General features: G+C 25.6%; 14 protein-coding genes. 4 read left to right on the forward strand and 10 right to left on the reverse strand.

Annotated features, from left to right (window positions below):
* The first annotated feature begins 361 nt into the window (after window positions 1–361).
* From dgt to METIN_RS07390, 4 genes are all read left to right on the forward strand, one after another.
* A complete protein-coding gene (gene dgt / locus METIN_RS07375) occupies window positions 362–1,804 on the forward strand; it encodes a dGTP triphosphohydrolase (protein ID WP_013100851.1) in 1,443 nt (480 codons plus the stop codon).
* Window positions 1,805–1,828: 24 nt separating this feature from the next.
* Window positions 1,829–3,718 carry an asparagine synthase (glutamine-hydrolyzing) gene (gene asnB, locus METIN_RS07380; RefSeq protein WP_013100852.1) on the forward strand — a complete coding sequence of 630 codons (1,890 nt, stop codon included), beginning with the start codon at window positions 1,829–1,831 and terminating at the stop codon, window positions 3,716–3,718.
* Window positions 3,719–3,911: 193 nt separating this feature from the next.
* Window positions 3,912–4,151 carry a hypothetical protein gene (locus METIN_RS07385; protein ID WP_048203475.1) on the forward strand — a complete coding sequence of 80 codons (240 nt, stop codon included), beginning with the start codon at window positions 3,912–3,914 and terminating at the stop codon, window positions 4,149–4,151.
* A 9-nt stretch (window positions 4,152–4,160) separates the two neighbouring features.
* Entirely contained in the window at window positions 4,161–5,372 is a 1,212-nt protein-coding gene (locus METIN_RS07390; RefSeq protein WP_013100853.1) for a glycosyltransferase, read from the forward strand.
* Window positions 5,373–5,647: 275 nt separating this feature from the next.
* Here METIN_RS07390 and METIN_RS07825 read toward each other — a convergent pair whose 3' ends face one another.
* The 10 genes from METIN_RS07825 to cysC form a co-directional block, all read right to left on the reverse strand.
* Window positions 5,648–5,809: an IS1 family transposase gene (locus METIN_RS07825; RefSeq protein WP_083771768.1), complete on the reverse strand. Its 162-nt coding sequence runs from the start codon at window positions 5,807–5,809 to the stop codon at window positions 5,648–5,650.
* A complete protein-coding gene (locus tag METIN_RS07830) occupies window positions 5,806–6,045 on the reverse strand; it encodes an IS1 family transposase (RefSeq protein WP_157198835.1) in 240 nt (79 codons plus the stop codon). Before METIN_RS07830 ends, METIN_RS07825 begins: the two co-directional genes overlap by 4 nt.
* Before the next feature lie 1,093 nt (window positions 6,046–7,138).
* Window positions 7,139–8,386 (reverse strand): glycosyltransferase, encoded by a 1,248-nt coding sequence (locus METIN_RS07400; protein ID WP_013100854.1) that lies wholly within the window; start codon window positions 8,384–8,386, stop codon window positions 7,139–7,141.
* On the reverse strand, window positions 8,374–9,612 hold the full coding sequence (locus tag METIN_RS07405) for a glycosyltransferase (protein WP_013100855.1): 1,239 nt from the start codon (window positions 9,610–9,612) through the stop codon (window positions 8,374–8,376). Before METIN_RS07405 ends, METIN_RS07400 begins: the two co-directional genes overlap by 13 nt.
* Before the next feature lie 10 nt (window positions 9,613–9,622).
* The gene (locus tag METIN_RS07410; RefSeq protein ID WP_048203480.1) at window positions 9,623–9,940 is read right to left on the reverse strand and encodes an SPASM domain-containing protein; all 318 of its coding nucleotides are present in this window, start codon (window positions 9,938–9,940) and stop codon (window positions 9,623–9,625) included.
* Complete coding sequence (locus METIN_RS07415) at window positions 9,924–10,622, reverse strand: radical SAM protein (RefSeq protein ID WP_048203482.1); 699 nt, start codon at window positions 10,620–10,622, stop codon at window positions 9,924–9,926. The genes METIN_RS07410 and METIN_RS07415 overlap by 17 nt, the downstream gene beginning before the upstream one ends.
* A gap of 131 nt (window positions 10,623–10,753) precedes the next feature.
* Entirely contained in the window at window positions 10,754–11,953 is a 1,200-nt protein-coding gene (glf, locus tag METIN_RS07420; protein ID WP_013100856.1) for a UDP-galactopyranose mutase, read from the reverse strand.
* A 156-nt stretch (window positions 11,954–12,109) separates the two neighbouring features.
* Window positions 12,110–12,274 (reverse strand): oligosaccharide flippase family protein, encoded by a 165-nt coding sequence (locus METIN_RS07685; RefSeq protein ID WP_013100857.1) that lies wholly within the window; start codon window positions 12,272–12,274, stop codon window positions 12,110–12,112.
* A 128-nt stretch (window positions 12,275–12,402) separates the two neighbouring features.
* The gene (locus METIN_RS07425; RefSeq protein ID WP_013100858.1) at window positions 12,403–13,152 is read right to left on the reverse strand and encodes a sulfite exporter TauE/SafE family protein; all 750 of its coding nucleotides are present in this window, start codon (window positions 13,150–13,152) and stop codon (window positions 12,403–12,405) included.
* Window positions 13,153–13,165: 13 nt separating this feature from the next.
* Window positions 13,166–13,699, reverse strand: a complete 534-nt coding sequence (gene cysC, locus METIN_RS07430) for an adenylyl-sulfate kinase (protein ID WP_013100859.1) — start codon at window positions 13,697–13,699, stop codon at window positions 13,166–13,168.
* Between the last annotated feature and the right edge of the window lie 66 nt (window positions 13,700–13,765).

A 13,765-nucleotide genomic window follows, 5' to 3' on the forward strand; every position in this document is an offset into this window, starting at 1 on the left:
TATGTTATTTGATAAGTTGAGATAGATAGATAGTAAATTTTGAGATTTTGTCTATCCTGGATTTGTTGGAGGACATTATATTTCATATTGATCCTTACTATTTAGCATTCTAAATCTATGGAAGGAGATTATTCCTAAAGCTAATTATAGTTGAGAGGAGAATTAATAAGGACATTACTTATATTTATAGCCAAATAAAATTATTAAATTGTTAATAAAAAATAATAAGTCAGTTAATAATGCAAAAATATTAATATTAGGAGATATTTATAAAGAGAATATACCAGATTTGAGAGAGTCAAAAATAATAAATAACTAAATATATATTATCAACATATAATTATTATTCTGGTGATACTTTATGAATTTTTTAGAGAGAAGAATAATAAAAGAAAATGGATTTGAAGATGATAGATCCCCATACTTAAGAGATAGGGATAGGATATTATTTTCCAGATCGTTTAGAAGGTTAGGATTTAAGACTCAGATAATAACACCTATTAAAAAAGAAATAAATGACCATATCAGAAATAGACTTACTCATTCATTAGAAGTTTTGCAAATATCTACTTCTATAGCTAGATATATTAATAAGGAATATAAAAAATATAAATTAGATATTAGCTTATGTGAGGCAATAAGTTTAGGTCATGATATTGGTCATTGTCCTTATGGTCATATTGGAGAAAAAGCTATATTTAAGTTTGTTTTTGATGAAAATAACAATGAAAAGGATGACAAAGATCCAAAAAATAATTTTAAAGGAAAACTTAGACATAATTTTCAAAGTCTTAAAGTATGTTGTTTTTTAGAAAAACAATATTATCCTGATTTTTATGGGTTAAATTTAACAGTAGCTACATTAGATGGAATTTTTAAGCATACTAAAATGAGCAAAGAAGAATTAGATGAGTATAATAAAATATTTAGCAGATATTGTGATGTTTTTTGGAAAGAGAATGAAGAAATGTCTAAAAATATAGATATATATGTTCTTGACTACTTTAAAACACTTTTTGAATATAGATCTCCTTACACAATAGAAGGAATTTGTGTAGCATTATCTGATGAAATTGCACAAATATGTCATGATGTTGAGGATTTAAGAAGAATAGGTGGAATATTTTGTATTAATATTATTAATGATGTTTATGAGGAGATTAAAAAGAAGTTAGAGGAATTAATATCCAAAGAAAGTTTTGAAGAAAATATTAAAAAAATATTTGATGAATTTAAAGAAGCGTATAACAATTCCAATATAATAAAAGTTGAAAGATTATATACAAAAATAATAATAAAATTAGCATTATCTTCAATTTCAAAAATATTATTTAAATTAAAAGAAGACACTAGTGAAGATGATTGGAAAGAATTAATTAGAGATTATCATCTTGGTAGTTTTGATGATTTAATAAATATTATTGAAAAGAAAAAGGTAGAAATAGATGAAATTAATATCTACATATTAAAACTATTTGAAGACATCCAAAATATAATAAAGAACTCTCTTGATGATCATAATATTGCTCGTTGGGATGTAAAAGGAAAAGATCTTTATTTAGAGCTATGCAAATATTTATATGATATTATGAAAGATCAACATGATATTTTCAAAATATTTCCAAAAAATATGAGGAAACATTTAAAATTGTCATATAAAGTAGGGAAAAAATTAGAAGAAGATTATAAAATTGGAGATTTGAGATTTAAAGTACCTATTTGGGATTATTTAGCAGGAATGACTGATAGTTATATTATAAAAGAGTATGAATCAATAATATTTAAAAAAGTAAATATTTTATAATATTATGATTATTAGGGATTATAAATGTGTGGTATAAATGGAATAATTAGATTTAATGGAAAAGTTGAGAAAGAAGAAATTTTAAAGATGAATAAAGCCATTAAACATAGAGGGCCTGATGATGAAGGAGCTTTTGTTAGTAATAACATTGGCTTAGGACATGTTAGATTAGCTATTCTTGATTTATCTGAGAAAGGGCATCAGCCAATGGGTTTAACTAAGGAAGGGAAGATAATTTATAAAGATGATGAGTTAGAGAAAGCAGATTATATTATTGTTTATAATGGAGAGGTTTATAACTATAAGGAGTTAATAGAAAAATTTAACCTAAAAACTGAAACTGGAACTGACACTGAAATTATTTTAAGACTTTATCAAAAACTTGGCTTTGATTGTGTTAAAGAGTTTAATGGCATGTGGGCTTTTGCTATTTATGATAAAGAGAAAAATATCTTGTTTTGCTCAAGAGATAGGCTTGGAGTTAAGCCTTTCTATTACTATTGGGATGGAGAAGAGTTTATTTTTTCCTCTGAGTTAAAGGGAATCTTAGCAGTTAAAAAGTTAAACAAGAAGGAGAATATAAATAAAGAGGCTGTTCAACTTTACTTTGCTCTTGGCTTTATCCCCTCTCCTTGGACTATTTATAACAAAACTTTTAAGTTAGAAGCAGCTCACAACTTAGTCTTAGATTTAGCTAAAAGAGAAATAAAAAAATGGAGATATTGGGAGTTGCCAAAATACAACCCAATTTATGATAAAAAGAAATTAATAGAGGAAGGGAAAAAGCTTTTAGAAGATGCTGTAAGAATAAGAATGAGAAGTGATGTTCCAGTTGGGGCTTTTTTAAGCGGTGGCTTAGATAGCTCAACAGTTGTAGCTGTTATGAGTAAATTTACTGATTTAAAGAAGTTACATACTTTTTCTATAGGCTTTGAGGGAAAATATGATGAAACTCCTTACATAAAGACGGTTGTTGATCATTTAAAAACTCAGCATCATCATTATTATTTCAAAGAGAAGGATTTTGAAGAATTAATTGATAAATATGTTTGGATTTATGATGAGCCTTTTGGAGACTATTCTGGCTTTCCTACTTATAAAGTTAGTGAGCTTGCTAAGAAATATGTTACTGTATGTCTAAGTGGAGATGGTGGAGATGAAGTTTTTGCTGGTTACATGAATCATTTAGCTGCAAGAAGATATGAATTAATCAAGAGAATACCCAAAATTTTGAGGAAAGCTTTATATTTAATATTAAGTAAGTTAAATAAGCAAAAAAAATTAAATAGCTTTTTCAGTTTGACTACTTTAACTGAAGCTTTAAGACTCTCTTTAATGGCAGATTTTAAATTTTATTCAGAAGCCTTTGAAAGTGAAAGAATTTCTCCAAAGGTATTTAAAAACTGGAGTGAAAACAACTTAAAATATTCTTTAAGAGTTTCTAATAATTGCTTTGCTGAAGCTATTAGAGTCTATGATTTGCTTTTTAATACTTTATCTGATCATTTCTTAGTTAAAGTGGATAGAGCTTCAATGGCCAATGCCTTAGAAGTTAGAAGCCCTTTCTTAGATTATAGATTTGCTGAATTTTCACAAAAAATTCCAATAGAGTGGAAAGTTAATTTATTTAAAACTAAAAAGTTAATGAGAGAAATTATTGAAAATTATCTTCCTAAGGAGATAGTTAATAGAGGTAAGTGGGGCTTTACCCCACCATTAGAGGAGTGGATACTGAAAGAGAAATATTTGAAGGAAATAGAAAATAATTTAAAAGTTTTAAAAGAAATAGATAAAGAACTTTATAATTTTTTTAAAGAAAAAGTTTTAAAGAATAAGGATCAGAAAATATATAAGATTTATTTGATTAGATTATTTATATTTATAAAGTGGTGGGAAAGATGGACAAAAAATTAGAACTATATGAGGAAATATACAAAAGCAATTTTAGTTTTGGGAAAATTGGAAAAAGTTTTTAAAAAAACTCAATAAACAAAAAATAAAGGTTTTCCTTTTAGTAGTTATGATTGGTTAAAAATTAAAAAACTATACAACAAATCGCCAAAATATCTTAAAAAATTATTTGAAATTATACGCCTTTTATAATATTTTGGCAATTATTGTAGTTAGAAAAACTAATCCAATTAAGTATATAAAAAATTATGAAAATCTTTCTAGGAGTATGGATTTTTGGACAGATTTAGTTGACGGGTTAGGAGGCTATCCTTATGAATTTGCTTCTGTTGAAGAAATAAAAAGTTTCTTTTTAAAAAGGAATTTTAAAGTTGTTAAAATTAAAAAAAGTGATGGATATGGATGTAATGAATTTTTATTTATGAAATTATGCTAAGTGATAGTTATGGATAGAAATATCTTAATTGTAATATCCTCATTAAAAAAAGGAGGTGGAGCTGAAAAAGTAGCTTATACTTTAGGAAATTTATTAGAAAAGGTCAATTTTAAAGTTTATTTTTTAAACTTTTATAAATATAAAGAAGAATATTTTTTTAATAGAAAATTTTATTTAAATGAAAAATTAGAACATTCAATTTTTTCTAAATTAAAAAAATTAGTTGTTAGAGCCAAAAATATAGCTAGGTTTTCTAAAATAAATAAAATAAATTTAATAATCTCATTTATGGAGGAAGCAAATTTTTCCTCTATTTTAGCAAAGACATTTAATAATAATTTGAAAGTAATTATTTCTATACGTCAAGACGTTTCGGTTTACACTTTTTTGTATAGATTCTTAATTAAACTTCTCTACCCAAAAGCAGATAAAATAGTTGCAGTCTCAAAAGAAATAGAGGAAATACTAATCAAAGAATACAAAATTCCAAAAGAAAAAATAAAAACAATTTACAACCCACATTCAATAGAGGAATATCAAAAGCTTTCAAAAGAGCCTTTAGAAGAAAAATATAAAGAAATATTTAAAGATTCTTTCGTTTTTATAAACATTGGAAGATTAACAGAACAAAAGGGACAATGGTTCTTAATCAGAGCGTTTAAGAAAGTTTCTGAAAGACATCCAGAGGCTAAGTTAATAATTTTAGGGGAGGGGGGGTTAAGAAATAAATTAGAAAAACTAATAAAAAAACTAAACTTAGAAGATAAAGTTTTCTTACTTGGAAGACAAGATAATGTTTTTAAGTTTTTGAAGAATAGTGACTGTTTCGTTTTTTCTTCATTATGGGAGGGCTTGCCAAATACGGTTATAGAAGCTTTGAGTGTTAACCTACCAATTATCTCAACAGATTGTAAAACTGGACCGAGAGAAATTTTAGCTCCTGAATTAGATATAGGAGAAGAAATTAATTATCCTTACTATGGAAAGTATGGAATTTTAACTAAACCGTTTCCAAGAAGATACATTTTTAAAACTTTAGATGAAGAACCTTTAATTGAAGAGGAGAAAATATTAGCTGAGTTAATGATTAAAATAATTAAAGATAAAGAGTTGAGAGAGAAATATAGTAATGGTTTAGAGAGAGCTAAAGATTTTGATATTGATAAGATAGTTAAAGAGTGGGAAGGAGTAATTAAGAAAGTATTAAATAATAAAAATTAAAATAATTTTGTAATATCATAGAATAACTATAGATGATAAAGGTAAGGTATAAAATACAATGCTTGTTATGATGAATACAAAAATATAAAGTAAATTTAGTAATATATTAAAATATAAAGTAAAGAAGTTTTTATTGCTTCAGAATGATAATATGAAAATAATAGTCTTAAGACTTATTACTAAGTACATAGAATGCAATTAAGTATGGTAAACATATTTAAAGTGCGTTATTTTGAAGAATTTAGTAAAAAGTTAGCAAGATATGGTGTAAAGGGTCATGTAATAAATTTTGATATAACGTCTTTGTTATAAAAATATACCAATAAATCTATAATAATATTGTGCATTTCCATAGATTTGGAATATCGAATACCTCTTTTAACCAATCTTACACACGAGTTTCTGAATGTTAGGATGTTTCTTTCTACTCGTCCTATGTATTTCTTACCATTTTATGTCTTTCGTTAGGAAGTATGTTATAAGCTTTCCATTTATCAGTGTAAAATATACATTTATCCAATACTTTCTTAGGAATTTCTTTAAGAAGTTTTTTAGGCGATTTGTTTGATCTATCGCCAGTTTTATGCGCTATGATTAGTCCAGTATTTTTATCGACTGCTATCCATATCCACACCTTTATTATCCTTAGATCTAACGAAAGAATGCATTTCATCTATTTCTAAATGTATTTGCTCCGTATTAAGTTTAATTTTCCTGTTCGCATTGTTTAGTTTTTAAAATCTTTAATCCACCTAAGTATTGTAGTTGTACTTAGTTTAAAACACTCTACCGGCTTGTCTAACACCTAAATCCTCAAAAACTACACTTCTAACAACTTTTTCTTTAAAACTATCGGAATATCTAGGAGCTTTAGATTCTACAATAAACCGTCTCTTACACTCTTTACACAAATACATTTGTCTAACTCCGTATTCTTTGACTTGTGCTTTCCTGCCTTAACGACCTTATCCGAATTACAATATTTACACCTGATCATAAAAAATATATCATAAGTGATATATATCAATTGCGTGTACATGACCGGTGTAAAGAATACTATTATAAGTGATAATAACTAATGATATAATAGAATAAATATATAGATAATAAAAGATTTTCGCATATTCTCAAATACTATTACCCAATATAAGCGATAAGTAATTTAGAGAACCAGTTCAATTTGTAATTGTAAATGAATGAAATAAAAACATTTGCAATTATTGACATAAGATATGCCGTTAGAGTATTCTTTTGATGCATGATTAACTGTTAAATGTTTAAATATCTCTAAATGTGACTCCAAATCTTTGTAAATGGTATATTTATCTGTATTAATAACTAAACCATCACAAGTAACTTCGTTAATTATCTTCCCAATTTTAATTTTAACTTAGATTCGTTTCAACAGAAGTAAACACCCTTTTATTCGCTCAGTTGTATAGGGCAATTATTGGAGATCTTTCATGCTTGTAAGTCCCATATTCATCTTTTGCAAACGAATGAGTTGTTCTATAATCTCTCTAATTTCTTAGATATCTGATTAATTGAAGAATTTTTTAAATTTTTGATTATATAAAACATTTCTTCCAATGATTCGTTTTTTGGTAAATATTGTACCTATATGTCTTTTATATAAGTTACATCTATACCCTTGAATAGGTAACCTACTTCTTTCTTTACTTTTCAAAATAGAATCTTTTAATCCACAATATGGACAAAATATATTCATTATCCCATCGAATTCTTCTTATAATTTAATACATTCTTCATCTTTGGAATGAATAACTTATATTTAATACTTTCTTAATTACTCCTTCCCACTCTTTAACTATCTTATCAATATCAAAATCTTTAGCTCTCTCTAAACCATTACTATATTTCTCTCTCAACTCTTTATCTTTAATTATTTTAATCATTAACTCAGCTAATATTTTCTCCTCTTCAATTAAAGGTTCTTCATCTAAAGTTTTAAAAATGTATCTTCTTGGAAACGGTTTAGTTAAAATTCCATACTTTCCATAGTAAGGATAATTAATTTCTTCTCCTATATCTAATTCAGGAGCTAAAATTTCTCTCGGTCCAGTTTTACAATCTGTTGAGATAATTGGTAGGTTAACACTCAAAGCTTCTATAACCGTATTTGGCAAGCCCTCCCATAATGAAGAAAAAACGAAACAGTCACTATTCTTCAAAAACTTAAAAACATTATCTTGTCTTCCAAGTAAGAAAACTTTATCTTCTAAGTTTAGTTTTTTTATTAGTTTTTCTAATTTATTTCTTAACCCCCCCTCCCCTAAAATTATTAACTTAGCCTCTGGATGTCTTTCAGAAACTTTCTTAAACGCTCTGATTAAGAACCATTGTCCCTTTTGTTCTGTTAATCTTCCAATGTTTATAAAAACGAAAGAATCTTTAAATATTTCTTTATATTTTTCTTCTAAAGGCTCTTTTGAAAGCTTTTGATATTCCTCTATTGAATGTGGGTTGTAAATTGTTTTTATTTTTTCTTTTGGAATTTTGTATTCTTTGATTAGTATTTCCTCTATTTCTTTTGAGACTGCAACTATTTTATCTGCTTTTGGGTAGAGAAGTTTAATTAAGAATCTATGTACTTTTCCATACATAGTTTTTTCTGAATACATATCGTTAGGATTACAACGAATAGAAATTATATTTCTTTTATTCAATAATCTAGCAACTAAAATTGTTATAAAATTAGAAATTTCTAAAAAAGAAATTAAAACTTTAGGGTCATTTTTTTTAGTTTCTTTTAAATATTTAAAAAAAGATATAAAAATTGCAAGAATAAATTTTTTATAACCTTGATTTATTGAATATGGAGTTAGTGACTTAAAATCTATATTTTTTGGAATATTATAGAAAATATCGTTTAAAATTGTATAAAAATAAATATTATATTTTTCAGATAGTCTATTAAATAAATTAACTGCTATTCTTTCTGCGCCCCCTGAAGTTAAAGAATTAATTAAAAATTGGAATCTTAGTTTTTGCATTTTAGATCACCTTCATTTACTTTTTTGAAAAAGTTACAATTCTTCTTAGTTAGAAATAGTATTAAATTTAGATAAATAAAGAAATATATAGTATAAAATAAAAATTTTAATTTATCTATTGGTTTATTATTAATTTCAAAAAAAGTAACTATATCTTTTTCTTCGTTAAAATCTATAATATAAAAAACTCTATTAAAAAGAAACATATTTATTGTTGGCGCATAAGTTACTAAAACTTTTCCTTTTAAAAAACTTAATTTTGAATATTTTATTTTATTTGAAAGATCTTTTAAAAGTTTTATAATTTTAGGTTTTTCTAAAAAGACGACACCTTGTTTAGGTAAGGTATTTAAAAACACTTCCCTTTTCATGTTTAAATATTTAATATCATTATTAATATTATTTCTGATAAATGGATTATCCCACTTTTTATTTAGTAAATCCTTTATTGCTCTTTTAGTAACTTTATATTTGTTAGGTTCATATATTTTTAAATAAACAAACTTAGTTAATAAACTTCCAAAATACTCGCTTTTTCTTTCTCTATATACATTTTCCAAATAAATTTCATTTCTTGTAGCAAAATATTCCCTATTTGGAGAATAGTAATATTTTATTGGATGCGAATATTTCTTATAAATCTTTTTTATCTTTGTTTTATATTTTTTTATTCTTAGATAATATTCAACTTCATCACCATATAAAAAAAACTTATAATCTACAAATCCCAATTTTTTTATAATATGTCTCTTAAAGCAAACATAATGAAAAAACCAAAAATTATTTTTTTCTTTGAAATCTTCATCTACATTGAACGGTTGAGTTATTGTATTTTTATTACTTTCCTTAACAAGAGATTCGATCAAGTCTTCATCAATAGGATATGCATCATTATCATTTAAAATAATATATTCATATCCTTTTTCATAAGCATATTTTTGTCCAATATAAAATCCCCCAGCTCCTCCATAATTATCTTTTAATTTTATTAAGATTATATTTGGAAATTCTTTTTTTAACCTTTCAAATGTATTGTCTTTAGAATTGTTATCTACAATTATTATATCAGGAACTAAACTTTGTTTTTTTAAAAAGATTATATTTTTTCTTGTGGCCTCATATTGATTGTAGGTAGGCATTACTATTGCTACTTTTTTTCTTTTTTTATTATTTTTAACATAAGGATCATAAACTTCTTTTATTTCTGGTTTTTTTATTTTATTCAAACTTATCACCTTAATCTGGACAATATTCACACACAGGTAAAAATTTATTTTTAATATGAGCTTCTCTAAATTTCTTAAATCTCTCATTATTCCACAGATTCTCAAAGTTGGTCTCTTTTAGATCTCCCAATGCATACTTGTCTTCCATTCTAATACAGCAAGGAGTTATTAAACCATCAAAGGTTATGAAACAGTAGTAAAACCCCCAATTACATTTTCCTTTTAAGAAATAACTGTTTTCTAAAAAATAAAAATATTTGTAAAATTTCTCTTTTCCTAACTTGTTTTCTAAATAGTCTTTAATCTTGTTTCTAATAATCCTTGTCAACACCTAAACTTTCAAAAAATTCAATTGCTTTAGGAATCTCTTTATAGTTTAAATGTGAAAATACATAATTTATTTTAATTTTTCTTTTAAAATTTTGATTTTCTTTAATTAAATTCTTAAGTCCTTGAATAACATTTTTAAATTTAGCACCTTTTCTTATTCTTTCAAACGTTTCTTCATCTACACTGTCTATTGAAATTATTATTTCATCAAAATATCTAAGAAGTATTTGTCTAATTTTTTCATGTATTAAAGTAGTCCCATTTACTACAGTTATTAGGTAAATATCTTTTGATTTTAGAATCTCTGCAATTTCTTTTAAGTTATTTGAAATAGTGGACTCTCCCAATCCCTGAAGTTTAACTATCTTTAAATTGGGATTTTCTTTTAATATTTTTTTAACAAGTTCTAAATTAATATCTTTATTTAGCCTATAATCAGGTAAAGTTTTTCTTGTACAAAATTCACAGTTTAGATTACATTTGGTAGTAGGCTCAATTTGGACAAAAAAAGGTAATGGCATTGTCTCTTTTTTAATTTCTAAAATAAAATACATTATAGATCTATTTTTTAGTATGTCTAATAAACTAAATTTATACCGTTTCTTGTAATAAATAAAGTTAGCCAATATTTTAAAAAATTTTATTTTAGACAAATGCTTTCTATAGAGATTTTTTATCATTTTCTATCACCCATATGAGCTAACAATACTCTTTCAGAATAAGGATGATCATGCCTCAAATTTAAAAATCTAAATCTATATTCAGGAACTAATTTTTTAATAATATTATAATATTATAATCTATAACATTCTTATTCATTTTTTTCACCTTCTTTTATTTCTTCGAACACTTCTAAAGCTCTCTCTACAACCTTATCCATATTGTAATATCTATACTCTGCCAATCTTCCAACAAAATAAAATTTAATATTTCTGAATTTATTATTTAGATTACTTACTTCTTTTTTATATTTTTCATAAATTTCTAAATATTCCTTTTTTGGAATTGGATAGTAAGGTTCATTTTCTTCATTATATTTTTCTGGATATTCTTCAACTATAATAGTTTTATTTATATTCCCATCATTAACACTTTTATAAAAGTGCTTGAACTCTGTTATTCTCGTAAATTCATATTCATTAGGAAAATTTTCAGTAGCAGTATCTAAATAAAATTTTTTATCTAACTCAATAAACTTAAATCTTAAACTTCTATATGGTAGTTTTCCATACTTGTAATTAAAAAAATAATCAATTTCTCCAGTATATATAAATATTCCTTTAAACTCATTGTTAAACAAATAAACTTTCCCTTCATCAAAATCAATTTTAACTATTTCTTTATAATCGGTGTTTAGCATAATTTTAATATTTTTACTACTTAACATTCTTTCAAACATTTTTGTATAACCTTCTTTAGGCATTACTTGATATTTATCTTGAAAATATCTATCATCTCTTGATATTAAAATAGGAACTCTATCAGTAACTCCCATAAGTTCTTCAGGCTCTAAGTCCCACTGTTTTCTTGTATAGTTTAGAAAAACTTTTTCATAAATATAATTAGCTAAATATTCTAAATCTTTGTCTTCGATTTCTTTAGATTTCTCTTTTAACTTCAATATTGGGATTTTTACCCCATAACCAAAATTGTCTATTAGTTTTTTTTCTAATTTCTTTGCATATTCTATAGGGAATAATCTATATAAAGTATTAAGATTAAATGGTAAGGGTACTTTTTTTCCATCTATGTTTGCCAACACTTTATGATAATATGGAATCCACTCAGTGAATTGAGATAAATAATCAAAAACTTCCTTATTGTTAGTATGAAAAATATGGGGTCCATACTTATGAATATAAAATCCATATTTTTCATAATCATACATGTTACCAGATATGTGATTTCTTTTTTCAATAATTAAAACCTTTTTATTTAAAACATTTGCCAATCTTTCAGCTAATACTGAACCTGCAAATCCTGAACCAACAACAATTACATCAAAATCCATTTTTTTCACCTTTTAAGTTTATTTTAGCTCATCAAAAATAAATTTTTTCTAATTATATCTATACTTATGTCTATCTTCTCCATTTTTATATTATTGTTTTATATTTATATTTCATATTTTTCGACAGTTCCGTTCATCCAATAGAATCTTAAATATTTAGCAATATACCAAAAAATCCAAAACAGCATAGAATAAACCAACATCCAACTTAGGAAGCTCATTAGCATAAAGAACCCTAACTAGATAACCAATAGGAGCGGATAACATCAGAAGTAAAAAATTCCAAGTAATACCTTTAACAACCCTCTCTTTATAAGACATATTTAAGATCCCCTTCTACCTTCCTAATTTAAGATATTAAGATATATTGAATATAATTTCCATTTAGATGGCTTCATGCTATCCCAGATATCGTTACAATCGCATATTTATATATGGTACATATTGTCTCATTTTAGAACATTAAATAATAGATAAACTCCAAAAAATAAAATCATAATAGAAATTAATTTTCTTAAATATTTTGGATGTAATTTATAATTTAAATAAACTCCTAAGAACACACCAGGAATTGTACCAACAATTAAAGACAACACTAAAAAATAATTTACTAACCCCAAATCTATATAGTTTAAACTACTAACAAAAGTTAGTAAAAGTCCATAAAATAAACTAGTTCCTACTATGCATTTTGGACTCAAATCTGTAAAATTCATTAAAGCAAAAGTGATTAAAACCCCACTACCCACAGAAGTAAACTGGACTACTAATCCAACAACAAACCCAAAAAACACTAAAATATAAGAAGAGTTAACCTTCTTCTTAAAAATAAAAAATTCTTTTTTTAAATTAATCAAAGAAGTTAAAATTAATATTACTGCCAGCATTGCTGTTAAGAAGTTATTTATTATATCTCTATTTATCATCCTTAATATCAGCCCTCCCAATAATACAGCAGGAAAAGTTCCAAAAAACAATTTTAAGGCTATCTTTTTATCCACATTACCCTTTTTATTGTGGAGATAAGAACTTAAACCTTTAGTTGCTGTTGCATATAATAAATCAGTTCCAACTGCTATAAGAGGCTCAACTCCTAAAAATATTAATAGAGGAGTCATTAAAACCCCTCCACCAATCCCCGTAAGCCCTACAATTGTCCCCACTAAAAAACCTAAAATAATAAAGGGAAACTCTATCAAATAATTCCCTCCCCTAAAGATAACCAAGTTTTTTAGCAGTTTGCAAAATTAAATTAACTTCTTCTTCAACACTCATCTTTGAACTATCTATCTTAACCTCAGGATCTTCTGGTTCTTCATAAATTCCATCATATCCTGTTAAACCTTTTATTTCCCCATTTAGAGCTTTTTTATATAGTCCTTTAGGATCTCTTTTTATTCTAACTTCTAAAGGTGCATAAACATAAACTTCCATGAAATTTTCTATCTCATCTCTTGCATACTTCCTAACTCTTCTATAAGGAGAAATCAAAGATACTATTACTACAACTCCATTTCTTGACAAAAGCTTAGCCATATAAGTAACTACTCTATTATGTAACTCTCTTTCTTCTTTACTAAACCCTAAATTTGGATAGAGCTTATTCCTTATTTCATCTCCATCTAAAACTTCTACACAGTAACCTTGACTTAATAATTTCTCCTTTAATGCCTGAGCTAAAGTACTTTTTCCTACTCCACTAGGTCCTGTCAGCCAGATAGTAAATCCTTTATTATTCATAAACATCCCATCTCTTTTAAATTCTTCTTTAAAACAAACTAAAAATTGTGGTAAACAAGGTATAGGAAATAA

This window comes from Methanocaldococcus infernus ME, assembly GCF_000092305.1.
GTDB classification, from domain to species: domain Archaea; phylum AGJL01; class Methanococci; order Methanococcales; family Methanocaldococcaceae; genus Methanocaldococcus; species Methanocaldococcus infernus.